This window comes from Archangium violaceum, assembly GCF_016887565.1.
Classification (GTDB): Bacteria; Myxococcota; Myxococcia; order Myxococcales; family Myxococcaceae; genus Archangium; species Archangium violaceum_B.
Genome location: NZ_CP069396.1, coordinates 12,291,341 through 12,318,038, shown reverse-complemented (window position 1 = coordinate 12,318,038; position 26,698 = coordinate 12,291,341). Strand labels below are relative to the sequence as shown.

The 26,698-nt window shown below is 66.2% G+C and carries 22 protein-coding genes, 1 tRNA gene and 5 pseudogenes; 16 read left to right on the top strand and 12 right to left on the bottom strand.

Annotation, left to right across the window (positions count from 1 at the left end; all coding sequences use genetic code 11):
- Positions 1 to 3: 3 nt before the first annotated feature.
- The 7 genes and pseudogenes from JRI60_RS49190 (at position 4) to JRI60_RS55010 (ending at position 8,765) form a co-directional block, all read left to right on the top strand.
- A complete protein-coding gene (locus tag JRI60_RS49190; protein WP_204223038.1) occupies positions 4 to 1,647 on the top strand; it encodes an AAA family ATPase in 1,644 nt (547 codons plus the stop codon).
- A gap of 53 nt (positions 1,648 to 1,700) precedes the next feature.
- Positions 1,701 to 2,942, top strand: a complete 1,242-nt coding sequence (locus tag JRI60_RS49185; RefSeq protein WP_204223036.1) for a vWA domain-containing protein — start codon at positions 1,701 to 1,703, stop codon at positions 2,940 to 2,942.
- Between the two features lie 168 nt (positions 2,943 to 3,110).
- Complete coding sequence (locus JRI60_RS49180) at positions 3,111 to 5,378, top strand: protein-disulfide reductase DsbD family protein (RefSeq protein ID WP_204223034.1); 2,268 nt, start codon at positions 3,111 to 3,113, stop codon at positions 5,376 to 5,378.
- A gap of 42 nt (positions 5,379 to 5,420) precedes the next feature.
- Positions 5,421 to 6,008, top strand: a complete 588-nt coding sequence (locus JRI60_RS49175; RefSeq protein WP_204223033.1) for a thioredoxin family protein — start codon at positions 5,421 to 5,423, stop codon at positions 6,006 to 6,008.
- 315 nt (positions 6,009 to 6,323) lie between these two features.
- A pseudogene (sitA5, locus tag JRI60_RS49170) lies at positions 6,324 to 6,941 on the top strand (SitA5 family polymorphic toxin); the annotation flags it as partial.
- A gap of 271 nt (positions 6,942 to 7,212) precedes the next feature.
- A pseudogene (locus tag JRI60_RS49165) lies at positions 7,213 to 8,046 on the top strand (Tox-REase-5 domain-containing protein); the annotation flags it as partial.
- The gene (locus JRI60_RS55010) at positions 8,043 to 8,765 is read left to right on the top strand and encodes an immunity 52 family protein (protein WP_204223032.1); all 723 of its coding nucleotides are present in this window, start codon (positions 8,043 to 8,045) and stop codon (positions 8,763 to 8,765) included. The pseudogene JRI60_RS49165 and the gene JRI60_RS55010, both read left to right, overlap by 4 nt.
- A gap of 811 nt (positions 8,766 to 9,576) precedes the next feature.
- On the opposite strand, the gene JRI60_RS49145 is transcribed toward JRI60_RS55010, so the two are convergent.
- Complete coding sequence (locus tag JRI60_RS49145; protein WP_204223031.1) at positions 9,577 to 10,110, bottom strand: SRPBCC family protein; 534 nt, start codon at positions 10,108 to 10,110, stop codon at positions 9,577 to 9,579.
- A gap of 52 nt (positions 10,111 to 10,162) precedes the next feature.
- The gene (locus JRI60_RS49140; protein WP_204223030.1) at positions 10,163 to 11,146 is read right to left on the bottom strand and encodes an SDR family NAD(P)-dependent oxidoreductase; all 984 of its coding nucleotides are present in this window, start codon (positions 11,144 to 11,146) and stop codon (positions 10,163 to 10,165) included.
- Positions 11,147 to 11,245: 99 nt separating this feature from the next.
- Here JRI60_RS49140 and JRI60_RS49135 point away from each other — a divergent pair, with 99 nt between their 5' ends.
- Positions 11,246 to 12,148, top strand: a complete 903-nt coding sequence (locus tag JRI60_RS49135) for a LysR family transcriptional regulator (RefSeq protein WP_204223029.1) — start codon at positions 11,246 to 11,248, stop codon at positions 12,146 to 12,148.
- A gap of 183 nt (positions 12,149 to 12,331) precedes the next feature.
- Positions 12,332 to 13,210, top strand: a complete 879-nt coding sequence (locus JRI60_RS49130) for a protocatechuate 3,4-dioxygenase (RefSeq protein ID WP_239470186.1) — start codon at positions 12,332 to 12,334, stop codon at positions 13,208 to 13,210.
- Positions 13,211 to 13,257: 47 nt separating this feature from the next.
- On the opposite strand, the gene JRI60_RS49125 is transcribed toward JRI60_RS49130, so the two are convergent.
- The 7 genes and pseudogenes from JRI60_RS49125 to JRI60_RS55005 all read right to left on the bottom strand — a co-directional run.
- A complete protein-coding gene (locus JRI60_RS49125; RefSeq protein ID WP_239470185.1) occupies positions 13,258 to 14,193 on the bottom strand; it encodes a LysR family transcriptional regulator in 936 nt (311 codons plus the stop codon).
- Positions 14,194 to 14,571: 378 nt separating this feature from the next.
- The gene (locus tag JRI60_RS49120; protein WP_204223026.1) at positions 14,572 to 15,558 is read right to left on the bottom strand and encodes a peptidoglycan-binding protein; all 987 of its coding nucleotides are present in this window, start codon (positions 15,556 to 15,558) and stop codon (positions 14,572 to 14,574) included.
- Between the two features lie 663 nt (positions 15,559 to 16,221).
- The gene (locus JRI60_RS49115; protein ID WP_204223025.1) at positions 16,222 to 16,932 is read right to left on the bottom strand and encodes a PQQ-dependent sugar dehydrogenase; all 711 of its coding nucleotides are present in this window, start codon (positions 16,930 to 16,932) and stop codon (positions 16,222 to 16,224) included.
- A gap of 83 nt (positions 16,933 to 17,015) precedes the next feature.
- Positions 17,016 to 17,225 (bottom strand): annotated as a pseudogene (locus JRI60_RS55285) (PQQ-dependent sugar dehydrogenase); the annotation flags it as partial.
- Positions 17,226 to 17,831: 606 nt separating this feature from the next.
- Positions 17,832 to 17,926: transfer RNA gene (locus JRI60_RS49110), tRNA-OTHER, on the bottom strand.
- The gene (locus JRI60_RS54140) at positions 17,914 to 18,651 is read right to left on the bottom strand and encodes a CHRD domain-containing protein (protein WP_239470923.1); all 738 of its coding nucleotides are present in this window, start codon (positions 18,649 to 18,651) and stop codon (positions 17,914 to 17,916) included. The genes JRI60_RS49110 and JRI60_RS54140 overlap by 13 nt, the downstream gene beginning before the upstream one ends.
- A gap of 138 nt (positions 18,652 to 18,789) precedes the next feature.
- Positions 18,790 to 18,981 (bottom strand): annotated as a pseudogene (locus tag JRI60_RS55005) (transposase); the annotation flags it as partial.
- 423 nt (positions 18,982 to 19,404) lie between these two features.
- Here JRI60_RS55005 and JRI60_RS49100 point away from each other — a divergent pair.
- From JRI60_RS49100 to JRI60_RS49080, 5 genes and pseudogenes are all read left to right on the top strand, one after another.
- Positions 19,405 to 20,703 carry an alpha/beta fold hydrolase gene (locus tag JRI60_RS49100; RefSeq protein WP_204223021.1) on the top strand — a complete coding sequence of 433 codons (1,299 nt, stop codon included), beginning with the start codon at positions 19,405 to 19,407 and terminating at the stop codon, positions 20,701 to 20,703.
- Positions 20,704 to 21,001: 298 nt separating this feature from the next.
- Positions 21,002 to 21,097 (top strand): annotated as a pseudogene (locus tag JRI60_RS55280) (hypothetical protein); the annotation flags it as partial.
- Positions 21,098 to 21,208: 111 nt separating this feature from the next.
- Positions 21,209 to 21,766 (top strand): dihydrofolate reductase family protein, encoded by a 558-nt coding sequence (locus tag JRI60_RS49090; RefSeq protein ID WP_204223019.1) that lies wholly within the window; start codon positions 21,209 to 21,211, stop codon positions 21,764 to 21,766.
- A gap of 38 nt (positions 21,767 to 21,804) precedes the next feature.
- On the top strand, positions 21,805 to 21,957 hold the full coding sequence (locus tag JRI60_RS49085) for a hypothetical protein (RefSeq protein WP_204223017.1): 153 nt from the start codon (positions 21,805 to 21,807) through the stop codon (positions 21,955 to 21,957).
- Positions 21,958 to 22,177: 220 nt separating this feature from the next.
- Positions 22,178 to 22,330, top strand: coding sequence for a hypothetical protein (locus tag JRI60_RS49080; protein ID WP_204223015.1), 153 nt, complete (start codon positions 22,178 to 22,180; stop codon positions 22,328 to 22,330).
- A 19-nt stretch (positions 22,331 to 22,349) separates the two neighbouring features.
- Here the strand turns inward: JRI60_RS49080 and JRI60_RS49075 are convergent, their stop codons facing one another.
- Positions 22,350 to 22,952, bottom strand: a complete 603-nt coding sequence (locus JRI60_RS49075) for a DUF998 domain-containing protein (RefSeq protein WP_204223013.1) — start codon at positions 22,950 to 22,952, stop codon at positions 22,350 to 22,352.
- A 63-nt stretch (positions 22,953 to 23,015) separates the two neighbouring features.
- On the opposite strand from JRI60_RS49075, the gene JRI60_RS49070 reads away from it, so the two are divergent.
- Both JRI60_RS49070 and JRI60_RS49065 read left to right on the top strand, forming a co-directional pair.
- Positions 23,016 to 23,663, top strand: a complete 648-nt coding sequence (locus tag JRI60_RS49070) for a TetR/AcrR family transcriptional regulator (RefSeq protein ID WP_204223011.1) — start codon at positions 23,016 to 23,018, stop codon at positions 23,661 to 23,663.
- Positions 23,664 to 23,842: 179 nt separating this feature from the next.
- Positions 23,843 to 24,115 carry a hypothetical protein gene (locus tag JRI60_RS49065; protein WP_204223009.1) on the top strand — a complete coding sequence of 91 codons (273 nt, stop codon included), beginning with the start codon at positions 23,843 to 23,845 and terminating at the stop codon, positions 24,113 to 24,115.
- A gap of 265 nt (positions 24,116 to 24,380) precedes the next feature.
- Here JRI60_RS49065 and JRI60_RS49060 read toward each other — a convergent pair whose 3' ends face one another.
- Complete coding sequence (locus JRI60_RS49060; protein WP_204223007.1) at positions 24,381 to 25,724, bottom strand: ATP-binding protein; 1,344 nt, start codon at positions 25,722 to 25,724, stop codon at positions 24,381 to 24,383.
- A gap of 17 nt (positions 25,725 to 25,741) precedes the next feature.
- Positions 25,742 to 26,638 (bottom strand): hypothetical protein, encoded by an 897-nt coding sequence (locus JRI60_RS49055; RefSeq protein WP_204223005.1) that lies wholly within the window; start codon positions 26,636 to 26,638, stop codon positions 25,742 to 25,744.
- Between the last annotated feature and the right edge of the window lie 60 nt (positions 26,639 to 26,698).

Genomic DNA, 26,698 nt, shown 5'->3' with positions numbered 1-26,698 from the left:
CGCGTGGAGTCCCCGAGCGAATCGAACACCCGTGAAGCGACGCCGGAAGGGCGGCTCGTCGCGGACATCCTCCTGTCCTGGCGGCGGAACGGCGCGTGGCCCCCGGTGGAGGCGCTCCGTCTCGAGCACGTGGAGGCGCGGGAGACGCTCGATGCGCTCCTGGACATGGGCCTGCTGCGGGTGCACTCCGAGCACTGCCGGCCCTCGCTCGGCGCGCTCCTGCGCTTCGGTCCCGAGGCGGAGCTGGCGGGCTTCGATCGGCTGCTGCCCTCGTTGAAGGATGCCTGGCGGCGCAACCGCGCCCAGGCGTGGAGCGCCGAGGAGCTCGGGGCGCTGTCCGGTCTTCCGACCGCCGAGGTGGCCCAGGTCCTGGAGCTGTTCGCCTCGGAGCTGGACATCGCGGACGCGCTCTTCGGAGACGACGCGGGCCTCGTCGGTGCCATCCAGCTCTCTCCCGTGGTGATGGAGCTGGAGCCCTTCGCGGCCGTCCGTGCTCGGCTCGGCGCCCAGGGCCCGCTGGCGCCGCCCCTCCGCCTCACCGGGCTGCGGGTGGATGGGTACCGGGCCCTGGAGGGCTTCGAGGCGCGGTTCGGTGCGCTCACCGTCCTCTCCGGCGCGCAGGGGTCGGGCAAGTCCTCGCTCCTCGACTGTCTGGCCCTGCTCTCCTTCGCCGCGGCACACCCGCTCCCACCCGGGCTGGACCCTCGCGGCACGGGCCAGCGGCTGTTCCACGCAGGTGCACCCGAGCGCATCCACCTGTCCTTGTGCGTCACGAGTGGCACCGGCCGGAGCCTGCGATACGCGGTGAGCCTCGGCGGGCCCCTGGAGGCTCCCCGCGTCACCTCGGAGCGGCTCGCCTCGGTGGAGCGTGACGCGAGCGGTCGGGAATCGGAGCCGTTCACGTTCCTCGACTTCAAGGGAGGGAAGGGGACGGTTCGCACCGTGATGTGGGAGCCGCCCCGGCCCCGCGTGCTCCCGGTGCCTCGCACGGTGCCTCCGGACGAGCTCGCGCTGCGCGGGGAGCTCGACCCCGCCCTGCGCGTCGTGGCCAGCTTCCGGGAGTTCCTCTCCGGCTGGCGCTGCCATCCGGGCTTCGAGGTCGGGAGGGGCTCGGCGGTGCGTCGGCCCGTCCCCTCCGAGCCGGAGCCCCTGCTGGCGCTGGATGGCTCCAACCTGAGCGCCGTGCTCTTCCACCTGATGGTGGAGCACCCCGAGCGCTGGCGCGAGCTCGAGGCGCACCTGCGCTCGGCCATTCCCTCCTTCCACTCACTCTCGGTCAAACCCCGGGGCGGGCCGGGCACGGTCATCGGCGTCTGGCGCGAGGCCGGCGTGAGGGACGAGCTGACGCTGGCGGACCTGTCGGACGGGACGCTCCGCTTCCTCTGTCTGGCGGCGCTGTGCCTGTCGCCCCGGAAGCCGCCGCTCGTGGGCCTCGACGGTCCCGAGGTGGGCCTCCACCCGCGCGTGCTGCCGGTGCTCGCGGGGCTGCTGCGGCGGGCCTCCACCGAGACCCAGGTGCTGGTGGCCACCGGGTCTTCCGAGCTGCTCGCGGAATTCTCGGGGGGTGAGATGGCCCTACTGGAAAAGGTGGACGGGCGCGTGGTGTTCGCCGGGGTGGACGGGGCTGTGCCTGCACGGGCCATGTAGGCGATACTGAGGCGACGCGGCACCATCGGGGCGCACGCGCGGAGGTTGAAGCAATGAAGTTGACGGCCTGGGCGGTCGAGCGCGACGGTGAGCGCGGCCGGGATGTTCACCTGCTCGTCACCGTGGAGGCCGAGTCGGACGCGCCCCGTGCGCCCGTGGCGATGAACCTGGTGCTGGACCGGAGCGCCTCGATGCGCGGCGCGCCGCTGAGCGCCGCCGTGGAGGCCGCGCAACTGCTCGTCGAGCGCGCGGGGCCGAAGGACTACCTCGGGTTGCTCGCCTTCGACGGCGTCCCCGAGCAGCTCGTGCCCCTGCGGCTCATGGACGCCGAGGCGCGAGCGGAGCTCTCCGAGAGCCTCTCCGCGCTGGACGCGGGCGAGGGCACCGCGCTGCACGAGGCGGTGGAATCCGGTGCCGCGGCGGTGCGCCGGATGTTCATCCCCGGGGCGCGCCCGAAGATGCTGGTGCTCACGGATGGAGAGCCGTCGGTGGGCCGGCGCTCGCTGGCGGACTTCCGCGCGCTGGGCAGCAAGGTGGCCGAGTCGGGCATCACGTTGCACGCGATGGGACTGGGGCGGCACTACCTGCCGGAGATCCTCGAGGCGCTCACCGGGCCCGCGGGCACGGGCTTCACGCACGTGGACGACGCCGAGGGTCTGCCCGTGGCCACCGCGGCGCTGGTGGCCGAGCTCTTCGGCGAGGTGGGCACCGAGGCGCGCCTGCACGTGCGCCCCATTGGCTTCACCGAGCTGCTCTGCCGCCACCGCTACCCGGCGCGCGTGGAGGGGGACTCGATGAGCGTGGGGCTGGGCGCGCTGTCGAGCGCGTTCCCGCGCCGGGCGCTCTTCACGGGGCAGTTGGAGCTGGCCGAGTGGTCGCTGCAGGTGACGACGTCCTGGGCGGAGCGGGGCGACACGCGGCGCGTGACGGTGCCGGTGCAGCGCGTGCTGCCGGACAGCCCGGAGGGCCGCTTCGTGCGCGCGGTGGGCGCGGAGCTGGACCTGGTGGCGGCGGAGGCCTCGGCGTGGAAGGCGCTGCTGCGGCGCAACCCGACGGCGGCCGAGCATGCCCTGGCCCATGCCGAGGAGTTCCTGCGCGAGCTGGTGCGGCTGTCGGTGGAGCAGGTTCCGGCCAAGCGCCACGTGGATCGGCTGGCGGACCTGCGGCTGGCGGTGGAGCGCCGGTCGGGAGACGTGCCGGCGCTCGGGGTGCGCCGGGCAAGGGCCGCGGACGCGCACACCGGGCTGAGCATCGTCCAGCCCGCGCTCCCCATCGTCCGCAAGGCGAGGAACTGAGCACCCCCTCGCTCTCCCACACGCTGTAACCCACGGGCGGGCCGCTGCGTATCTCTGGTACCACCGGGACTTCCACCCGGGAATGCCCGCCTGCCCGGAGGGTTGATGGGCGCCACTCCAGGGGCATGAGGCTGGCGGACGGCGAGCCGGTGGGTTAACGGGAGGCGCATGACGCAGCAGCGGGTACGACGTTCGAGCTGGGGTGGTCTTTTCGTCGCGGTGCTGGGGCTCGTCCTCGGCACGGGTGTGGCACGGGCGGAGCTGCCGGCCACCGCGGTGTCGACGGGCGCTCCGGATCAGGGCAACCCTCGCGTGGAGGCGGCCCTCCTGACGGATGTCTCCCAGGTGAAGCCGGGTGACTCCTTCCGGGTGGGCGTGCGCTTCCGCATGGACCCGGGCTGGCACATCTACTGGAAGAATCCAGGAGAGTCGGGCCTGGCCTCGGAGATCGTCTGGGACACGCCGGGCACCACCGTGGGCGAGCTGCAGTGGCCCCTGCCCATCACCTTCCGCAGCCCGGACGGCTTCATCACCTCCTATGGGTACGCGGAGGAGGTGCTCCTCTTCGCCGAGGCCCGCGCGTCCGAGCAGATGACGGGCTCGCTGCAGCTGTCGGCCGCGTCGGACATCCTGGTGTGCGAGCAGCGCTGCCTGCCCGCGCAGCTCATGCTCACCCGGCACATCCCGGTGGGCCCCGAGACGCGGAAGGACCCGGAGTTCGCCGCCGCCTTCGACGCGGCCCGCGCGAGCGTGCCGGTGACGCCCGAGAGCGCCGGCCACGTGGTGTCGCTCGCGCTCGACACGAAGCCGCTCACCGCCGGCCAGCCCTTCACCGGCACCTTCACCGTGACGGCTCCCCAGGGGCAGCCGGCACCCGTGGTGGAGAAGGACTTCTTCATTCCTGATCGCATCAAGGGCATCGCGCGCGTGGAGCTCGCGCCCGTGGCCGGCAAGCCCGGCACCTTCAAGCTGGAGGGCACGGTCGCTCAGGATGTGCCCGCGCAGGAGCCCCGGCTGGCGGGTGTGCTGCGGCTGGGCACGGCGGCCTCGGGCTACCGCGCGCTGACGTTGGACCTGGCGCTCGCGCCCGTGGTGGCCGCACCGCCCGGGACCGCCCCGGCCGCTCCGGTGGTGAAGGCGGCGCCCGTGGTGAAGCCTCCCACGGTGGGCACGGCCGTGGCGTCCGAGTCCTCGCTGTCGCTGGGGCTGGTGCTTCTCTTCGCCTTCCTCGGGGGCGCGCTGCTCAATCTCATGCCGTGCGTCTTCCCGGTGCTGGCCCTCAAGGCGTACGGCTTCACCCGCACGGTGCACGCCGAGCGCGGCAAGGTGGCGCTGCACGCGCTGGCGTACGCGGGGGGAATCATCGGCTCGCTGCTGGCGCTGGCGCTGGTGGTGCTGGCCCTGCGCGCCGGTGGGAGCAGCGTGGGCTGGGGCTTCCAGTTCCAGGAGCCGCTCTTCGTCGCGGCGGTGGCCGCGGTGCTGGTGGCCTTCGCCCTCAACCTCTTCGGCGTCTTCACGGTGGGCACGGACGGCACCGCCCTGGTGGAGAAGGTGGACTCGAGCCACGGCCTGGCGCGCAGCGCGGGCGAGGGCGTGCTGGCGGTGGTGCTGGCCACGCCCTGCTCGGCGCCGCTGTTGGGCACCGCGGTGGGCTTCGCGCTCGCGGCGGGCCCGGCCACGGTGCTGGCCACCTTCTTCATGCTGGGCCTCGGCCTGGCGCTGCCCTTCTGCCTGCTGGTGCTGGTGCCCGGGCTGACGAAGCTGTTGCCCAAGCCGGGCGCGTGGATGGAGCGCGGCAAGCAGCTGCTGGGCTTCGCGCTGCTGGGCACCACGGTGTGGCTGGTGTGGGTGATGGGCGGCCTCACGGGCGTGGACGGCATGGCGCGGCTGCTGGCCTTCCTCGCGGTGGTGGGCCTGGGCGCGTGGATGTACGGACTGGCGCAGGGGGCCGAGGGCGGGCGCAAGGTCGCGGGCGTGGTGGCGGTGGTGGCGGTGCTGGCCGTGGGCGGCGTGCTGTCGCTGCGCTTCGAGGAGACGGGACCGGCGCTGCGCAAGGCATCGGCGGTGGCCGAGGCGCAGCCGTGGGACGAGGCGGCGGTGGCCGCTGCGCTGGAGGCGGGCCAGCCGGTGTTCGTCGACTTCACGGCGGACTGGTGCCTCACGTGCAAGTTCAACGAGCGCACGGTGCTGACGCGCGAGGAGGTGCGGGCCGCGTTCGCGCAGCACAAGGTGGCCTTCTTCGTGGCGGACTGGACGCGTCGGGACGAGCGCATCAGCGCGAAGCTGGCCGAGTTCGGCCGGGCCGGCGTGCCCATGTACCTGGTGGTGAGCCCCGCGGCGCCCGACAAGCCCGAGGTGCTGCCCGAGCTGCTCACCACCGACTCCGTCATCGAGGCCGTGCGCCGCGCGGCCGAGCGCGTGGCGGACGCGACGTAGCGAGATTGCTTCCGCTGTACCCCCACAAGGAGAGCTGACCGGATGAAGACGCTCATCAGTGCAGTCGCCCTCGCCGTGATGTTGCCCGTGGTGGCGCTCGCCGCCGACACCGCCCAGGTGGGCAAGCCCGCCCCGGCCTTCACCCTCAAGGACGAGGCCGGCAAGGAGCACTCGCTGGCGCAGTACAAGGGGAAGATCGTGGTCCTGGAGTGGACGAACTCGGACTGCCCCTTTGTGCAGCGCCACTACACGGCGAACACCATGCAGAAGACGCTGGCGGGCTTCGACGCGAAGAAGGTGGTGTGGCTGGCGGTGGACTCCACGGCGAGCCACACGCCGGACAAGGTCGCGGCCTGGAAGAAGGAGAAGGGCTTCACCTACTCCGTGCTGCAGGACGCGAGCGGCACGGTGGGCAAGTCCTACGGCGCCAAGACGACGCCGCACATGTACGTCATCGATGAGCAGGGCGTGCTGCGCTACGCGGGCGCCATCGACGACGACCCGCGCGGCAACAAGAAGGAGGGCACCACCAACTACGTGAAGACGGCGGTGGACGCGCTCCTCTCTGGCAAGCCGGTGCCGGCCACCAGCAGCGAGCCGTACGGCTGCTCGGTGAAGTACAAGAGCTGAGTCCGTGCCGTGGTGGTGAGGCCCTCGTGTCCCGAGTCGGGCGCGGGGGCCTTCGTGTATCAGGAGCCTGGGGTCTGCCTCACCGGGCAGCGAAAGGAGTAGCTGCGGCCAGGCGGCGGGTTCGATTCCCGCCGCCTCCACTGTTTTACTCCGTATCTGGGACAGAGACGGCACGCGCACCGTGACCCTTGATGGGATGGCGTTTCATCCGGTCCTGGTGTCCTCATGCCCCCGTGATTGACGAGCCTGTCATGGCGCCCCTGTAATCTCGGGTGGTGCTCCCTGCGCGCGGGGGCCATGGCCAGGAGGCTCCACATGCGGCGCTGGGTCGTTCTTCTGCTGGTCGCCTCCCTCGCGGCGTGTAGCACCCCAACGAAGGTCGTCCGCCTCGACACAGGCCAAGGCAAGCCGAGCGTCCACGTCCCGCGCCGCCACGTGGAGCCGGTGGAGGTGAGCCAAGAGGAGTTCAAGCAAGCCGTAGCGAAGCACGCGCCCTCAGTGCCCGTCGTGGAGCGGCCCCTGGAATACGTCGGGAGGCTGTTCGGAGTGCCCGAGCGAAGCGGCTGGTTCTGGTACGAGGGCCGGAGCCAGCGGCTCATGGCCTCGGAGCCGGGTAGCCACCACAACCTGCGCCTGCTGCCCGAGGACGAGGAGCTGAAGCGCTGCTACCTGCTGTGGTGCGAGCGGACGTGGGGAGCCGGGGATTGCCTGCGTCTGCTGGTGGGCAGGCCCTTCCTGGATGGGGATGCCAGGTACGCGCTGGCCATGGCCATCGCTCAGAGCAAGGTGTTGGGGGCCATGAAGGAAGAGCTCGCGCGGACGGTGAGCCCCCAGGCGGTAGTGGCCATGGTCGTCGGTGGCCTGACCATGTACGCCATTCTGTTGGCGCTGCCCGAGCCCGTGAGCAAGGGTGTGGCCACGCTGCTGACGCTAGTGGAGTGTCCGACAAGTCTTTCAACATAGTCGCGGAGCGAGAACGAGGCGGTCTCCGGGCGCGAGTTCAAGCAACTGGTCCGATGGTCAGACCAGTTCGAGCAGCGCGCGATCGGAAGGTGCCTCTGGGGCGGTTTCTGGCTCGAAGGCGCACTACCTTCGGTATCGTCTCCGCGAGTTGGGTAGGCCGCCGAGCAGCCGGCGTTCTCCTCGATGTGGTGCTGCGCCGATGTCTCTCCCGACTATGTTGAAAAACTTGTCGGCCACTCCACTAGGGGCCATGGCGTACCTGGGCTGGGACACGGTGTGGCGTCTGATTGATGGGTGGCTGGTGTTGATGAAGGAGGTGGATGGGGCCACCTCCTTCGACGAACTCCATGCGGCCGGAGAGAAGTTCGGGAATGTGATGGGGGAGAAGGCGGCCCGAGCGTTCGTCATGCTGGCGATGGTGGCGATGGGGAACACGGCTTCGGGGATGGCGGCGACGCTGCCGAAGTTGCCAGGAGCCGGGCAGGCGGCGGTGGTGGCCGAGACGCAGCTGAACATCCGCTTCACAGCCCCAGCTCTGGCTCAGGTGGAGTCGGTCGCCCTCAGCGCCGAGGGCGTCACCATCGCGCTGGCCCCCAAACGCCTTGGCCATGGCAGCGCGGGGGAGCGGAGGCAGCGATGCTGGCGCGCCGGTTCAGCCGCCCCGCTCCGGTGGCCCGGGTCAATGGGTCCAGACGGACGAGTACATGTCCGAGAGCGCCCGGGCCTATCAAGCCCAGAGGACGGGACGCCCAAGGGCTACGCCTACCGCGTCAAATCGGGTGACAAGGAAGTGGACTTCGATGGCTTCGACCAGGGGGTTCTCCTCGAGGCCAAGGGCCCTGGCTACACGCAGTGGATCAATAAGAAGCTGGAATTTTTCGGGAACTTCCAGGGGCGCGACCAGCTGCTTGATCAGGCGATGCGCCAGTTCAAAGCCGCCAATGGAACACCCATCCGATGGATTGTCGCTGAAGAGAAACTCGCGGGTGCACTCAGACTGCTCTTCGAGAAAGAAGGCCTCCCGATTGAGGTCATCCATATTCCTCCGGCTCCACGAGGAGTAGCCGTTCAATGATCGAAACCTATTACGCGGGCTCCTACTGGCTCGCCCGGTCCGAATCGGTCGCGGTTTGCGCACGACGGGCAGAGCATTTCTTCCACCTCCTGTGTCAATGCGATCCGGCGTGGAACCACTGGTATCAGCCGGATGACTCCTTCGAGGAGGCACGCAAACGCCAGTTCACGCCGAACGCCGCGAGATTCCAAGAGCTGTTCGCACAGGAGAAGCACCGGAGCGGTGATGGCTTCAGGTTCCGGCTGTGGACGGGCGACAGCCAGGAGGAAACCTCCTCCGCTGGAGCGGCGTGCGGTTCAGCTGAAACCCTACTTCCATCCAACTGCTTGCTCGAGCCCTTCGATGAAGGTCCTGTCGGGGAACGGATCCTGACTGCTTCCGTGATGACCGAGGTGTTGCGTGCCATGGCCCTGGCCTGGGAGCCGGAATGGGGGAGCGCTACGTCCAACGCGCACCGTCAGATGGCGGTGAAGGGATTCCCACATCCAGGCACCTTCGTGGGGTGGGTGATGTACTTCTCGCGGCTGCGAGGCACGGTGCCCCCACTGCCTGCCCCCGTGCGCATCGAGCCTGTGGAGGACAAGGGCACCCTCGTCATCCTCACTCCCGAGCGGTTCACCGCCTCCAACCCGGAGCACGTCGCGCTGGCCGCTCGCGTCCACGAGTTGCTGGACCGGGCCGGGTTGCTGCGGCCACTGCAGCCCTGGCCGGCAGGTTGACTGCGACTGTAGGTTGCTCCCTCGCACGACACGGGCTCGGGTGGGCTGGCAAGCCGACGGGACGGACGAAGCCGCATGTCACTAGCGGGGAGGGGAGAGAACAGGCGGGGCGTTACCTGGCGGCGCTCAATGAGGTTGTCGAGCCGGACAAGAAGCTCACGGGAGGCACCGGCTTCGAGGGGTCGCTCTTCCTTGAATTCGAGAACGGTGGAGCACTCTGGCAGTTGTCCTGGCGCACGCCAGAGCCCGGAGTGACGCTGTACCGCTGGAGCTACCGGCGCAAGCAACCCAATGCCACCTGGAAGGAGCGCACGGCCCAGAAGGCAGACGAGTTGCCCAGGGAAGAAATAGAACAGCGCGAGCGGCGCGCCCGGTGCGAGCTTGAACGCATCGTCGACGCCGCGTGCGAGGACGAGCGCCCGGAAGGCGTCGGCCTGGCCCCGCGCGGGCGGAGCACCGTCCAGGGACGGGAAGGGCAGCGGCATGCGCGCGGCGCTGACGGCCACGTGTCCACGCGCGGCGAGCATCAGGAGCCGGCGGACCCCGGTGCGCGTCACCGCGTCGGCGGCGGAGGATGTCTCGAGCAGCACCAGGTGCGCGAGCTCCTTTCCCCGCTCGTCGAGCACCCGGAGCGTGATGCGCAGGTACGGCGCCACGGCATCCGCCCGGAGGGACTCCTCGGGCAGGTCCACGCCGCACAGCCGGGACACCGCACGCGCGAGCGCTGAGGTGATCTGCTCCAATGTCCTGGGACGGTCCGGCCAACCGCCCCTGCTTCAACTGACTTGGTCTCCAGAGCACCTGGGATTGATCAAAGATTTTTATCGATTTGCTGGGTCACCCGCTCGGCAATGCGACTGTTCCATACATTGAGGGACTCGGTGAGAATTGCGCTTCCGTCGCCCTGTCCGGCAAGCTTCCATTCGTCGATGGATTCTTCGTTGCGCAGAAGCGTGCCGTTGCCCGTCGGGACCAGCTTCCACACATGAACGGCGCCATCCGTGCCATTCCAGATCAACCGGCGCTCGGCTTCCACTACAACGAGACGAGACTCCACCACCTGGCCCTGAGGTTCCCAAAAGATCACCGAACCGGGTGCGAGGGGTCCTTCGAGCCGCGCCGAAGCAAATTCGGGCATCCACTCGGTCCAGCGGTCGATATCGGTCAACACCGACCAAACAGCCTTCGGCGGTGCGTCGATGAGCAGTTCGGTGCGCGCGAGGGTTGCTGCGTTCGGATTGATTTCCGTTCGGATGCTGGACACGTCCTGGTCCTGGCATTGGACATGACAAATCGCGAGGATGGCGAGAAGTAGGATCTTGGCAAGGCCAGCTATTCTGTTCATCGATATCTCCGTTGTACTGCGGGTTGAAGCTCGGAAGTCTTGGGCGAGACGGTCAGGCCACGGAAAGTACGTTGACGGCGTTCTCCGGCAGGCAGCCGAGATGGACCAGGCTTGTCCGCACGGCGGCGTCGAGGCCCGTGCGCGGCTCGGGTCCGATCAGCTCGGTGAGGCGGCGATTGTCCAGTCGGATCGGATAGCGCCAATACTGGGCGATCTCGGCCGCTTCGCGCGGGAAGCCACGGAACGGCGAAAGCAGCGCCATCACCCACCACGGGAAGTGCCGCGTGGCAACCTTTCGTCCGACGACACGGGAGACGGCCTCGACGAGGCCGGTGCCACTCTGGTCGTAATACCCTTCGAATTGCACCCGCTCGAAGGGTTGAAGCTTTTCGCTTTCATCGAGCAGACGCGCTGCGGCCTCTGCCAGGTCCGGGAGATAGGCCCAGCTATGGCCACCACCGCGGGTAAGCTCGGTGAGCCGGTGCACCGGCTTTCCAGGCGTCACCATGGCCTGGGCGAACCAACTCGCGCGTGCGCCGGGACCAAAGAAGTCGCCAGCCCGCAGGATCAGCGAGGGGACCTCAGGGGCGGCCTGTTCCAACCGGCGTTCCAGCTCCACACGGATGGCTCCCTTGCGGCTGCATGGCTGCTGCGGCGTGCTTGCATCGATCACCGGCGTCCGGGCAGGATCGAAATTGTAGATCGTACCCGGCAGGAGAATGCGCGCGCCACCAGCCACCTGGGCGGCGGCAATCGTGTTGTCGATCATCGGCAGCACGAGCTTGTCCCAGTTGGCATAGTTCGGCGGGTTGACCGCATGGACGATCACCGAAACGCCACGGGCATGATCGACCACGTCCGCGCGGCGCATCGCATCGCCCTTGAGCCACTCTATCTGTTGGTTCTGCTTGTGAGCCGCCGCGGCGTCGCGGGCCATGCCGCGAACCTTCCACCCATGGCGCAGTAGCGCGCCGGCAATGGCTCCGCCTATTCCGCCGGTTGCGCCAAGAACAAGGGCTGTTTTGTTGGTTTCCATGATCGCGCTCCATCGCGTTTGCATTGCGATGAGACGAAGATGGGCCACGACGGGCTGAAACGGAATTGCACTCAACCTACAGCAGCTGTAAGGTTTTTTATGAGCACAACGATCTCGTGGGACGATCAACGCGTCTTTCTCGCCGTGTTGGAGACCGGCAGCCTGTCCGGTGCGGCACGCAGTCTCGGCCTTTCGCACCCGACAGTGCGGGCGCGGCTCGAGGCGTTGGAGCACGATCTGGGCACAGTCCTGTTTACCCGCTCGGTCAATGGGCTGACCCCGACGGAAACAGCTGAGGCGCTGCGGGACGCTGCCCGCACAATGGCCATGGCGTCCGACCTCTTCGTGCGCCAGGCATCGGCGCCTCACGGCACGATCGCCGGAACCGTTCGCATCAGCGTGCCCGATATCATGGGGGTCGAAGTGATCCCTGCCATGTTGCAGACGCTGCGCGAGCAACATCCGGCGCTGCGGATCGAACTATCGCTCAGCAACGCCCAAGCGGATATCCTGGCGCATGAAGTCGATCTGGCGGTGAGAACGGTGACGCCCAAGCAGAACGCGCTCGTGGCCCGGAAGGTCGCGGCGATTCCACTCGGCCTTTTCGCCTCGCCCGATTACGTCGCCCGGCGCGGCGTGCCGGAAAACGTCGATGACCTTGAGCACCACGATCTGATCGGGCCGGACCGCAATCAAGTTGATCTGGCCCTCGCTGCAAGCCTCGGTCCCCAATTCAAGCCGAACCGGTACGTTCTGCGCACCGATAGTCACCCGTCGCAGCTGGCGGCGGCGCGTGCCGGCGTTGGGATCGCGGTCTGCCATGTGCCGCTGGGCAATGCCGATCCGCGCCTGATCCGAGTGCTGCCTGATTTTGTCGTCCACGTGCTGGAAACCTGGATCGTGACGCATGAGAACCTGTCACGGGTGCCACGCGTGAGAGCGGTATTCGATCACCTCGCTGCTGCCTTCAATCGGATGCAGAACCGAAAACCAAGAGGCTAGCTCCGTAGGAAGAAAGCTGCCCGTGTCGGCAATCGTCACGAGGACGCGCAGTTGATCCAGAGTGAGGTTGCCCATCATGCTCCATCATCCACGCCGATGGAGATCATCATGATTTAATCACTCCCGTGGGGGAGAGGCGGCGTTTAGATTGACGAAATGCAGATGAGCACGAAAACAAAAAGCATGACGCGCCGGGGGCTGCTCGGCGCGATGGGTCTGGCGGTGGTGGCGCTTCCCCTTACCCGCTTCCTGGCGTGGGCGAAGCAACCCGCGAAGCAGGTGGGGAAGGGCTGGGCCACCGGAGGAACCGCCGCGATGACCGGCGCCAGTGCCTACCCCAATCCCTTCACTTCCCAGGTGGGAGCGGCGTGCAAGCTGACGTGCGAGCAGGTCGTGGGCCCCTGCTATGGGAGCACGAAGGTGCGCAAGGACATCAGCGAGGGTCACGCGGGGCTGCCCGTGCGGCTCGCGTTCCGGATATTGGATGAGACCTGCAAGCCCGTTCCGGGGGCGAGCGTGGACATCTGGCATGCTGGACCCGAGGGCGTCTATTCAGGCGACGATCAGCACCCGCTCTGCAATCCCCATGACGAGAAGGCGCGAGCCGCGCATTGGTTCCGGGGTGTGCAGACAACGAACGACGAGGGCCGGGTGGATTTCAATACCTGCTTTCCTGGCTGGTACAAGAGCCGGACCGTGCATATCCATTTCACCATCAGGATCGCGGGCACCGAGAGCGTGACGTCTCAACTCTACTTCGAGGACTCGCTCAACGACGACATCCTGAGCACCCAGGCGCTCTACAACACGCGTGGCGTACGCGACACGCGCAACTCAACCGACAAGACGGCGGCACCCGACAAACAGGGTGACTTCGTGCTCCAAGCCCGGAAGATGTCGGATGGTGCGCTGCTGGCCTGGAAGACATTCATCGTCCGCTCCTCGACGGGCATTCCCTTGTGCGATGCCAGCAGCGAACACGTCAAGGCGTTGATGAAGTCGGGCGTCAATCCTGCGGACCCAAACACCTTCCCCTCCGAAATGCTCTCCCCGGAGAATTGAGGCGTATAGGAGCATGGCGCGGCACCCTCCCGGATGAGCGACCCCCATTACCGATGGCGAGCTTCAGGTCGAGCGCCAGGGGCTCGCTCGATCTCAAGGCGGCGTCTCAGGTCCTCGAGCAGCCAGCGCCCGGCGGGACCGAGCATTCGATCACGTCTGTGGGCCGCATAGATCGTCAGCCCGTCGCGCGGAGTCGTATCCTGATCGATGTGGAGCAGCGTCAGCCGGCCGGCAGCGATCGGTTCGGCGACGAGATGCTCGGGCATGCGACACCACCCGAAGCCGGCAAGCAGGAAGTCGAGACGCCGTCCAAGATCGACGAAGCGCCATAGTCTCGCGCTTAGAAGCCCATAATTCTCGCCGCCGGGCTCGACTGGATCCGTGAGCACGAGCTGGACGTGCGGCTCCAGGTCAGCCCGCGTAGCCGACCGCCCGAGCGAAGCGAGCGGATGCGCGGGCGCCGCCACGGGCAGCAACCCGATCCGGAGCAGCGGGTAGGCGACGATATCGTCGGGAACGGCAGGTAGGAGCAGGCAGATCGCCAAGGCGGCCGAGCCGTTGCGCAGGCGCCGCAACGAACCGCCGAGCCCCTCCGTCGAGAAGCTGACCGGAAGAGCGGGAAAGGTGCCGCTGAGCGCGCGCAGACTTTCGATCAGCGGCGCCGTCGGCACCAGGGGATCGATCGCGAGCGCGAGTTCGGGCTCCAGCCCCGCGCGCGTGCTTGCCGCCACCGCTTCGAACCGGGTCGCGCTCGCCAGCACCAGCCGCGCCTGCTCGACGAGCACGCGCCCGATCTCGGTCAGCTGCGGTCGGTGACCGCTCCGGTCGAAGAGCAACACCCCCTGCATGTCCTCGAGCGTCGCCACGGCCTGGCTGATCGCCGATTGCGCACGGCGGAGCTTGCGGCCAGCAGCGGAAAAGCTGCCCGTGTCGGCAATCGTCACGAGGACACGCAGTTGATCCAGAGTGAGGTTACCAATCATGCTCCATCATCCACGCCGATGGAGATCATCATGATTTAATCACTCCCGCAAGGGAGAGGCGGCGTTTAGGTTGACGAAATGCAACCGACAGGAAACCTCTAATGTCCAAGCTTCTCATCGTCGAGACCAGGCCGCGCGGTGACCAGTCCATCTCGCGCAACATGACCCGCCGCTTCGTCGCCGAATGGCGAGCCGCGCATCCAGGCGGCGAAGTGGCCGAACGAGTCGCCAGGCCCAATGCATTCGGTGAGCCAGCTTCAAGTCCTTGGAAAGACTTGGGGATTCGTAGGGATACCCAGTCTCGTTCCGGGGCTTGAGTCCCGCGTGTCGAGTCCTTTGACACCCTCTCGGCGGCTCGATGACCTGCCTCTCCTCGGACTACTTGAGCCGGTAGGTCGCCACGACCGCGTCGTGGTCGGAGTGGAGGCCGCGCTCGTACTGCGTCCGGACGTGCTTCAACTCCCGGTCCCGGGTGTGCATCAGGTAATCGAGCGTGCTGCTGCCGTGGGTCCCGACGTGGAGCTTGTTGTCGTAGACCACGTCGTTGCCGAGCACCTTGTAGTGGTTGCGGTTGAAGTCACCGCCCACCACGACCTTGCACCCCTGCTTCTCGAAGCGCTCGACCATCGCGTCGAGCTGCGCCATGTGCTTCTTCCACATCTCCTGCCGCCAGGGGGTGGTCGGGCGGCCCAACTTGGACTTCGTCCAGGCGCCGGAGACGAGGTGGGTGTTGATCCGCACGACCTCTTCACCGGTCTCCTTGTTCTTCAGCTTCGCCCAGGTGATGTACCGGTGCGGCGACACCTTGGCCTTGCCGTTGTGGGTGCGCTTGAAGCCCGCGTCCTGGAGGTCCCACTCGGACTTCTTCCAGGAGATGGGATTCGGGATGCGGAGGTTGCCATCCTTCGGCATGTAGTGGCCCCACTCCTTGCCGAGGCTCTTGATGGCGTCGAAGTACCGGGGGGGAGAGATCTCCTGCCAGCCGATCAGATCTCCCTGCGCCGCGGCCTTGCGCACGTCGTGGAGGACCTGGTGCTGCGGCATCTCCGGGTTGGACTTGATGTTGGCGGTCACCGTCCGGAACGTCCCGGTCTTGCCGGTGTCACCCGCGTTGTTCGGCGCGCTGGTTCCATTGCCCGAATTGCCGCCGTCCACCTGGCCGCCGTCCGGGTTTCCCTTGGGCCCGTCGAAGCGATCGCTGAGGTTGAGCTTGTTCCAGATCCAGCTGCCGACCTTCCCGTCCACCTTGCGGTCGTTGTGGCGCTCGAAGCGCTTCACCGCTTCGGTCGTCCGCTGATCGTAGTGACCGTCGACGGGACCTTTGAGCAGCCCGCGCTCCTTCAGCTCGTTCTCGAGTTTGCGCACCGCCGGACCGTGAGAACCGGCCTTCAGGATGACAGCTCTGGGACCAATCCTATTGGACATGAAGAATTCTCGGACTTTGGGGGACCGAGGTTGCGTCCCCGATACGAAAGCCGAGAAAAAGCCCAGCAACCCGTGGAGATTGCTGGGCTTTTGAATGGGGCAAGCGGCCCCTGGAACGACGTGGTCAGCTCCGTGGGCGTCAGCTTCCGCTGAGCTCAGGGCGGGGTGCTCAGTAACAACGCCAATACGAGACACCCTCGTCGCAATAGCACACTTGGTGACCGACATCCCCGATCTTGCACGTCCGTGGGTTGGCTCCAGCCGCTGGGCAGGCGCTACCCTCCAATTCGTGGCAGTAGAGCAACACCGCGGCACGGACCTCGCCTGTCTCATGGGCACCCGGCTGCTCTATACCGAGCGGCTCGGCATCCATGTCTGCTTCGACACCACCACAGCCCACCAGCAAGCACGCAGACAACACGACCCTGATGATTCCTCGCATGTGCCCTCCAGGTTGTGAAGCTTCGCAAGGCTCTCACGACTCTTTGACAATAACTACTGCAAACGTATGCGGCCGATGCACCGGTGGCCTTCAAATGGGAGATTGCCTCGCGCTGCGACGGCCGAAAAAGAAGGCCCCGAAGCACCTGATGGTGCGTCCGCTCAAGGCTTCGCGCCCGGGGCCTTGCCGGAGGCGGGCTCGACCGCGGGCGCCGGCACCAGCCGCGCGATGCGATCCGGTCCGTTGAAGGCGACGTAGAGGTAGCCATCCGGACCGCTCACCACGTCGCGCACCCGGCCCACGTCCTTGAACAGCACCTCCTGGTGCACCACCTTGCCGCCCTTGAGCCTCAAGCGCCGCACCTCCTGCTGCGCGAGCGCGCCCACGAACAGCTCGTTCTTCCACTGGGGGAAGTGGCTGCCCGTGTAGAAGTCCACCGCGCACACGGCGATGGAAGGCGTCCAGTGCAGCACGGGCTGCTGCATGCCCTCCTGCGCGGTGCGGTCCGTCATCGGCGTGCCGTCGTAGTTCATGCCGTAGGTGATGACCGGCCAGCCGTAGTTGAGTCCGGGCTCGATGCGGTTGAGCTCGTCGCCGCCCCGGGGGCCATGCTCCGTCTCCCACAGCTCCCCGGTCACCGGGGGCCGCGCCAGTCCCTGCGGGTTGCGGTTGCCATAGCTCCAGATGCTCGGCAGGGCGCCCTCGCGGCCGACGAACGGGTTGTCCTTCGGGATGCTCCCATCCTCGTGGAGGCGGTGCACCTTGCCGTTGGGCCTCGACAGGTCCTGCGCGTCCTCCTTGTGGCCCCGCTCGCCGATGGAGAAGAACAGGTGGCCCTTGCCGTCGAAGACGAAGCGCGAGCCGAAGTGCACACCCGCGGTGCGATACAGCCTGGGGGGGGCGCGCGGAAGATCGACTGCTGCTCCACGAACCGGCCCTCGCGCAGCTTGCCCCGGACGATGGCCGTCATGGCCGAGCCATTCGCGCCCGGGTCACTGTAGGAGAGGTAGATCCACCCGTTCTTCGCGTAGTCGGGATGCACGGCGACGTCGAGCAGGCCGCCCTGCCCCCGGGACCAGACCTGCGGGGTGCCGCGGATGGGCTCGGGCAGGAGGCGGCCCTTCTCCACCACACGCAACCGTCCGGCCTTCTCCGTCACGAGCATGCGCCCGTCGGGGAGGAACGCCACAAGTATAGGACGGATAGGAGCCCTGTAGAGAGGTGGCGGCCAGGAGCGGAGGTGGCGAGGAGGGCCGCTGACGGGGGCCCGCCCGAGCAGTGAGCCAGGCGGGAGGAGAAGCCGCGTTGCCCCTTGGGGTACACGCTGGCCCAGGCCGCCCTCCCATGAGGTGCGCGGCAGGGGCCTGGCTCTGTTGGCGCTGGCGGCTTGAGCTTCAACACCACGAGGCGTGGAGGGGCCCGTGCGCCGGGGCCAGCCTCGCACCTGCCGTGGGCAGGCCCAGGTGCTCCACAATCGCTCCCACCCCTCCCGCCTCGTTCACGTACCCCAGCACTCGCCGCCTGCCTCCACACCTCACGCAGGCCAACACGTCGAAGTCGAACATCCTCCTGAGCAACTCGGCGAAAGTCTACTCGCGGCGTCCTCTCCTTCATCCGCTCCTTGCTGGCCGCTGCCTGGGGCGCCACGCTCGCCTCCTCCGCTCCCGCTTGGGGGAGCGGGGCGGGCTGCGCGGCCTCTCCACCGACGGGGCTCACTGCTCGGGCGGCCCCTGCCAGCCGCCCTCCGTTGAGATTGCCAGGCTTCCCAGGTTGGCCCCGACGGGATTCGAACCCGCCTCCTGTTTTGGAGACATTTTGGAGACAGGGGCCACTCCAGTCTCATCGCGGGCGAGCTAGCGGGTGGCCTTTTCGGCCGGGAGGAGCTGGCCGCGGATGTCGCCGTAGTAGGTCTGCCCCGTCGTGTGGAGGTTGAAGTACAGGTCGCCCGACTGGGCCATCTGGGCCATCCCCGCCACCGTCAGCACTTTGGTCGGCTTCGCGCCGGACAGCGACGGGCTCGGGATGATGCAGCCCATGGTGAAGGCGCCGATCACGCTGCCGTGGCCGTGCTCCGTCGTCTTGACGATGTGCTCGTTGCGGATCTCGACCGAGAACATGCCGTCGGCGATGTTGCTCTTGAGGTCGGTGGCGACGGCGAAGTCGACGAGGATCGGCCCGAGGATGCCCGGCTTGCCGCAATGGATGTGGAACATGTTGATCTCGGCCGTGTTGACGCCTTCGATCTTCACGTCGACCCAGGCGCGGCTCAGGTCCTTGCTGAATCGGAGCTGACCGTGGCCGCGATGGCCCGCCGCCTCGCGCTCCGCCCGGCTCAGCGACGGCGTCTGCGAGCGGAACTGCTTCGGCACCGACGACGGCGTGTTCGCCTCCTCGTCGCCTTCCTGGTGCGGCGTCAGCCACGACTCGAACACCATCCCCACCTCCGTCCCCTTCGATGGGTCGAGCACCGGCGAGGTCGGGGTGGCAGCTGGCCTGGTCGTCTTGGCCGACTCCGGCGGCTCCTTCGCCCAAGCCACGCCTCCGCCCCCGATCAGCACCGCACACAGGAATGCATCTCGCACGATACGCATGGACCCCCCCTGTCCGCTTCGTTGCTGAGCTCCGACCCTATCAGTGCGGAAACACCGCCGAAAGTAGCTTCCTCCGCACCGTAAAAGCTCCAACCCGGTGAAGAGCAAGTGCGTGGTTCCGTTCGGCAGCGGGCGCTTCATCCGATAGGCGATGCGGCCGTCCTCCGCTCGTGACAAACGCTCCAGCGCCAACGCTCCGCGTGCTCCATGGCGGCACAGCCGCTCCAGCCCCTGCCTGTCGTTCGCGTGAAGGTGCGTGTTGGCATGCAGGGAGAATCCCTCCAGGAAGGCACACCGGGGTTGCTTGCTGGGAGGAGGCCGGACGTCCACCTCCGGCCAGCGCAGCCGCTGCTGTAGCGAGTGCGCCTGGTATGCCAGCAGCGCGTCCTCGGGCCCTTGTGCGGGGAGGGTCCCTCTTTTGTCCAGAAGGCGCAGCACCCGGTGACGCACCACCCGCAGCAGTCGCTCCACCTCACATCAACGCGCCAGGCCCTGCGGGAGTTGCGCGAGCAGTACCGTGCTTTCGTCTCGACATTCCGAGAAGCAGCAGCGCGCTGGCGGCAGGGGGACTTCTCGGCCCGCTTTCCTCTCTTCTCCTTCCCGCCACGTGTCGTGCCGAATCGTGTCGCTCGAGTTCTTTGACACCCTCTCGGGGTGACGGGATATGAACCCTGGCGCAGCCACTGCCTTTGTCCAAGCCCAGAGCACCTGCGTTTCGAAGACATCCTGCTGTACATCCGGTCGGGAAGGTCCATGCGTATCGGCATCAAGGGAATCTTTCAAAAGCTCGTTCGCGCATTGGGTGGCTTGCCGCGGATCCTCGCGGTATGGCTCGCATTCTTCGTGGCGATGTGGGCCAGCCGAGGGGCAGGTGGCGGTTATGTCGCCTTGGGGTGCGCGATCGTGCTGGCCGGTGCGCTGTGGTGGCGCGGGTGGCGGCAGCGGTCGCGTGGCACAAGCGTCAGGCGCGCCGTGGTGATGCTGCTGGCGCTGGTGCCCTTGGGATACCTGATGATCCCGCTGGCGTCGTCCGTGCTGCCTTCCTTGCCGGCGGACGCGACGGTGCAGCTTTGGCCGACCGGGCCAGCTCGCAAGGTGGCGGTCTATCGGTATCCGCCCGCCGATGCTGCTTCCGCCAACGGCCTGGCGCTGGTGTTCGTGCACGGCGGGCCCGGCGCCTACGTGCGCGACTTCGAGCGCCGCTTCTTCGCGGAATTCGCCCGCGACGGTTTCGACGTGGTGCTCTACGACCAATTCGGCGCCGGCCGATCGCCCCTGGGCGATGCGCGCACCTACACGCACCAGAACAACGTCAACGACCTCGTGGCGGTGCTCGAGCGCGTCAACAAACCCGTGGTGCTGGTGGGGCAATCGTATGGCGCGACGTTGGTCACCTCCGCGCTGATGCGGGCCGAGGTGCGCGATCGCGTGAAGTACGTCGTGTTGACCGAGCCCGGCAAGATTCCCGGAGCGGCGTTCTCCTCCAGCCCCATGATGGCGGAAAAGACCACGCGCGCGCCGGATGGTGCGCGGCCGCCCAGCGCCGCGGTGCTGACCAGGCTCGTGGCTCCGCGCGCGTTGCTGGCCTTGGCGCTGCCGGCGGATCAGCGCTATGTGTCGCAGGAAGAGCTCATCAACCATTACACGCCGGACGTGCAACGTGCGTTGGTAGCCAACGCGTTCTGCAAGGGCGATACCGGGCTGCTCGAGGCATTCGAGCCAGAGCGATTCAACCTGTTGGCCAATTTCCGCATCAGCCGGGAGGCGCAGGGGAGCCCGACGCCCGACCTCACGGGGATGTCCTCTCCCGTGTTGTTGCTGCTCGGCGAATGCAGCTATATCCCGCGCGGCCGGGCGATGGAGTACTTCGATGTCTACCGGATCGCCCGCAGTCACCTGATTCCGGGTGTTGGACATATCCCCTGGGGCAACGAGCGTGGGCAACGCCTGACACGCGAGGCGATCGTGCGCTTCGTGGCGCAGCAGCCGGGTCCGCTGCCCGATGAGCCGACGGCATCCGATCGGAACGCCTTTGTGTCGGCAGGGCGATAGGGACGCATTGACCGCGGCAAATTGGAGACAGCACCAGGGGCGTACGGTGCTTTCTAGCGCAGCGCCGCGAGGGCCGCGCCGACCTTCGCCACCGTCACCGACACGGGCGTCGCGGAGCTCCTCGAAGGCCCACCGCAGCTCCCGCGCCGCCTCCTGGTCACGCACGGTGGCGCGCCTGGCGAGGAAGGTCTCCCACAGGGGGGTGAGGAGTCCAGCCAGCTGACCCGGCGGGAGATCGAGATCCGCGAAGGAGAGGACCGCATGGGTCCTCCGGTACGTCGAGGAGAGATCTCTCCAGGAGGTCGCGGCGAGGTGCAACTGCTCCCTCGCGACCGCGAAGAGGAGGATCGCCGCGGCGAATGCGGTCGCGCGCAGGGCTATCGAGGACCTCTGACCTCCCGTACCCTGCGCCGGGCAGCCGAGCCGAAGTGCCGGCTTGCTCGACAGGTCTACCGATAGTATTTTGCAACTGGTTGCGGTTTGCAATCACGACTGGAGGAATCCCATGGGGGTCTTGACCTTCGCGCTCAACGTGACCTTGGACGGGTGCTGCGACCATCGGGAGGGGATCGCGGACGACGAGCTGCACGACTACTTCACGCAGCTCATGGACGCGGCCGGGGCGATGCTGTGGGGGCGCACCACCTACGAGATGATGGAGAGCTACTGGCCGGCGGTGGCGCGCGACGAGAAGGCCCCCCGAGCGATGCGGGAGTGGGCGCAGAAGCTGGATGCCAAGCCGAAGTATGTCGTCTCGGCCTCGCGACACGACTTTCCGTGGAACAACACCTTCCGCATCGCGGGGGATTTGCACGAGGCCGTGACGCAGCTCAAGGAGAAGACCCCGCGCGGCGTCCTCGTGGGCAGCCCCATGCTCGCGACCGAGCTCGAGCGGCTGGGGCTCATCGATGAGTATCGCTTCGTCGTCCACCCGGTTCTCGCCGGCCATGGCCCGACCTTGTTTCAGGGCCTCGAGCGCTCGCGGCGCCTCGAGCTCCTCTCGACGAAGCGCCTCGCATCCGGCGCGATGGCGCTGCATCACCGCCGGGTCGACGCAAAGTAGAGCAGTACGTTCAGACCCACGGAAAGAGGACGCCCCCGATGGCGACTCTCCACTTCATCTGCGGCAAGGCGGGCGCGGGCAAGACCACGCTCGCGCGCGAGCTCGGCCGGACCCTCCCGGGCGTGTCGGTCGTGTTCGACGGTACGAAGCGGCTGGCCGTCCTGCGCGCGGGACGGCAAGCCGCCAAGTGACCGCCGGCTGTGGAGCCAGGCGAAAGGTGCAGGGGTATGTGACGGCCCGCGCTGGGGTGCGCTCGATAGGGGAGCACCTGGGACTTGCCACGCAGGCCCTGAAGCGGGCCCCGGCCCGGGGACCACTCCAGCGGGCGTGGTGCTTACCCTGGCGTAGCCGCTGTCCACACGCCCCAACTGCCTGCCTCTCTGCTCGAGCGAGGGCGGCCAGGGCAGGGGTGTGCTCCCAAGGGGTTGCACCGTCCCGTGCACCGGCGCGGCGCGCGGCCTTGCTGGGGAGCTGTTCACGGCCCTCGAGCGCGTGGCGGCGCCAGACGGCGGAGCGGTCCGGTTGGAGGCGGAGTACCTGCTCGTGTCCGCGGTGGCGGCCTGAGCACAGCCGCGACGGCTTCTCAGCTCGCGATGAGGCCGCTCGAGCGGGCCGCCACCTGGGACGTTCGTGTCAGTGGCCGCGCGACGAGAATCACCCAGATGCCGTACGCCAGCATGAACGTCCGGTTGGGAATCCCGAAGTAGCGCATCTGCATGAGCAGGGGGACCATGATCGCGATGCTCAACCAGACGGCGGCGGCCCAGGGGAGCAGGCGCGCCCCGGACCAGGGCGCCTGTCGCCGCAGCGCGAGCGACACGAGGAGCACGGCCAGCAGTTCACCCGGCACGCCGATCATGAACCCCACGCCGTGCATCCTTCCAGAGAAGGACATCTTGGACTGATCCGCCGTCGTCGGGTCCATGGGGAAGGCGCCTCCCATCGCGAGCCCGACGGCCGTCAGGAAGAGGCAGACGAGCCCCAGCCGGCCGAGCCAACCCCGTGCCGGGCCCACGAGCGCCACGAGGAGCGCCAGGCTGGCCAACGCGAAGGCTCCGAACGAGATCCCCATCACGACACCGTAAGGGCCGATCGCGTACTCACTGATCATGTGGGACGTCGGCGCGAGATCCGGCCGCAGCACATGCAGCAGCAGAAGGGCCAGAAGCGCGACGGAGGCTGCCACGACGGCGACTCGAGCGGATGGGGTGGTCATATCTTGAATTCGGTATAGTCTACTACACCGAATATGGCAACCCGACGCAAACGCACCTATGCATCGCCCAGGCGGGACGAGGCCGCGGCCGTCACCCGGTCTCGCGTCCTCGACGCGGCCAGGACGCTCTTCGCGCGCCGCGGAATCGATGCGGTGACCATCTCCCAGATCGCCGAGCGCGCGGGCGTCTCGAGCTCGTCCGTCTACGCGTTGTTCAAATCGAAGGAAGGGCTCCTGCTGGCCCTGACCCAGGAGGCGCTCTTCGGGCGGGGCTACCGAGCCGCGAGCGCGCGACTCGACGCGGAAGCGGATCCTGTGGAGCAGATTCGAATGACGGCCTCCGTGGCGCGAAGCATCTACGAGAGCGAGGCCACCGAGCTCGGACTGCTTCGGGGGGCTTCCAGCTTCTCACTCGCGCTCCGGCGTCTGGAAGCCACGCTGGAGGAGAAGCGCTTCGCGCTCCAGGAAACGCGCGTCCGTCGCCTCTTCGAGGCGGGCAGGGCGAGGGAAGACCTCTCGCTCGAGAAGGCCCGCCGTCTCTTGTGGATGTACACGAGCCGCGACGTCTACCGGCTCCTCGTGCTCGAAGGCGGCTTTACCCCCGAGGAGTACGAGACCTGGCTCGCCCAGACACTGCTCGCCGCGCTCGTCGCACCCCTCCCGGGCCGCTCCCGCGCGTGAGTGGGTTCGCCCCGATTCCGCCCTTCCATGAAGCGGCTCGCGAGGAAGGACGAGCCAATCATGACGACAGGTGGCGAGGAGGGCCGCTGACGGGGGCCCGCCCGAGCAGTGAGCCAGGCGGGAGGAGAAGCCGCGTTGCCCCTTGGGGTACACGCTGGCCCAGGCCGCCCTCCCATGAGGTGCGCGGCAGGGGCCTGCACCCGGACTGCAACAGCCTCTCGGCACTGGGCTCGCAGGCGCGCGCCCTGTCCATGCACCGCGTCTGCGCGCAGCGCGGGGCCGACGACGCGCTGAGCAGCGCCTCGAACTTCTACGAGACGCTCCAGCATTCCTCACTGGCGAAGATGAGCCAGATGCTCTGGAGGCGGCAGGAAACATCGCGTGCTGGATTGCAGCCGAACTCGGTGCTGAAGAGGCCGGACTCACAGGACAAGGCGAAGATCGCGTACTGAACTTCCTGACGAACTACGCCCTTCGTGAGCACCCAGATCGCCGAGGCAGGACGCAGAAGCGGGAAGGGTCGGACTCGCGCGAGCCCGAACCCATGGAAGCTTCTGCGTAATCCGTCGATGACGATGCTGTGACGGCAGCGGCGTCACACGCGGAGGAAGAAGGGCGCAACCGCGCGCGGGAGAAATAGGTATTTCCCCCAGAACTCCGGCCTATAGCCGGCTCGAGTTCTGCGGTTCGGGGCTCATCTTCATCTCGATGCTTGCACTACGACTTTACTTTGTGGCGCTTGAGGATTTCTTCCTGGATTTCGATTGGCCTTAGCCTCTTTTTGCCTGCATCGGTCTTGATGTAGACCTCTCCATTTCCTGTTGAGTACAAGTACTTGTGCGTCGCAATTGGGACGACTATCTCCACAACAAACAGGTCCTGAATTCTTCTGTCTTGTTCGTAAACGGCATGAAGATCGATCCGATATTCGGTAGGCGCCAAAGGGGGTTCTATCTTGAGCAGGTTTTCGGTTATGACTCTACGCAGTTCATCGCGCATGCCCTGCGTCAGCTTCACACCGACAACAACCCCATCATCTTTTATGCCCCATAAAATCCGCCCCACTTTCCCGCGACCTTCTGCGTTCAAATACGCAACCACATACTGATCTGCCAAACTATGGATTGATCCGATTGGGTTGTTTCCTTTTACCTCTTTGAATTCGCAATACCTGCTCTCTTCGTGCGTGAATTGCTTTCCCAATAAAAACGGACGGACGGCAAGTTGCTTGACGCGCGCTCGCCTTGACTTTTCCATTTTGCTCAGGAAAGAATAGTCAAAGTAAATTGCTGATCCTGGTGAGGCTCTTGGGATGCTCAGTTCATGGGTCTTCGCCTCAAAACCTGAGGCCAATGGACGTGCCGTAGTTAGAATGACTTGATCCCTTTGTCCTACCCTGCTGATCATTCTGAGTGCCATCACCCAAGCTGGCGTATCAAAGACCGAGCCCGCATCATCAACAATCAGGGGAATTGAGATTCCCGAGCGTTCGCGCAACAGGTATTCATTGATGAGAGTCAAGAGCCACGACATGCCGATCGAATGATTCCGCTTTGACCGGCTCTTTAAGGCATCCCTGATCTGGGGCCTTAAAGTTATTAGTGACTGGTCGCCTTCGAAAATCTGGTCGATGCGCTCAATGTCATCGTCGGCCATGGGGGCTGGATGCGACATGGATTCGCGACTGAGAAATAGATTCGGACCATCAATGTCTGCCAGCATCTTCAATAGTTGCTGACTGAAACCTGTGGAGACCTGTTGTTGCAGGGACGCGTCAACAGATCTGCTAAGCTTCAGGGGATGTGAATTTTTTTCAATCTTGGTATTGATCGTCTCATGGTTTTCTCCATTTCTTATTTCAAGACGCAATGTCGATTCTCCAGTGCGTTCTGAAGTTGCTTTGGCTCCCTTCCCGAACAGCGAAATTGCGATGGCTCCAATCAACTGGGTCTTCCCAGAAGCATTGGGGCCTATTATTGCGTTGACGCCTTTGGGGTTGAAGTGAAGAGTTAGTTCAGGAAACGGTCCAAAGTTGGATATCTTGATGTTGTCGAAGAACATTTGACTATATCCATGAACTAGAAAGGAATGTCGCTAGGGGGTGTGGTGCGTGTGACCTTGGCCTCCACGGCCACTTTCCACAGGTCCGTTTCGGCCAGTTCCATCTCGGCCTCCACACGCTCTACGAGTCGGCGCACTTCTTCCATGTAGCCCCGCTCTGTTGGCCGCACAGGGAAAACGCTGTAGCCGTATGCAGCCAGATCAGCGTTGCGCTGGGCGTCTTCCTCTGCTTTGGTCTCCGGGTGAGCACCATCGAGTTCGATCGCTAGCCAGCGATAATTCAACTGCTGGAGAGGCACGAACAAAACGAAGTCAGGCCGTCGCCGTTCGGCGACTCCGATACGAGCCTGTGGAATCAGCATGGGGAACTGCCGATCCTTTACGAAGCGCAGATAATGATGCAAGAAGCGCTGCTCTGCTTCAGTCTGGCAGAGCTTTTTGGTGCGCTCCCACAGTGGGCATGTGTCTATCCCGGTGCTCCAGCCAGAGACAAGATGGCAATCGTTGCTTTCATCATCGTCGTAGTCGATATCGGAGTCGTATGGTCGACAAGTGTCGCGAAAGACAGGTACGTCCAGCACTGTCCCCCGTCGCTGAGACCAAAAATGGCAGCCTTTGAATTTATCGGACGCCTGCTTCACAAAGGAGCGGATGGACCATGGCGGCGCCCACTCGGATGCGATATTGCTGTGTTCTGGCGGTGTCGCGTAGACCTTGAACCGTGCAAGCTTGTCCGGGCCGAGGAAGAGGAATGGCGGTACATTCGGCTTTTCGTCGGGGAGTTTTTGCGAGTTGATTGCACCGCACTTGCACGTCCACTGCTGGGGAAAGCGACGTGATTCCCGATCGAGCCAACCAAAGGTTGTCTTGCAAGATCCGCAGGTGGATTTGAGCACTCTGTGCTGATAGCCCATAGCGCGACTCCTTGGTTTGTACGTTCGAAAAAGCGATGCACCGTGCACTGCCTGTGCGGG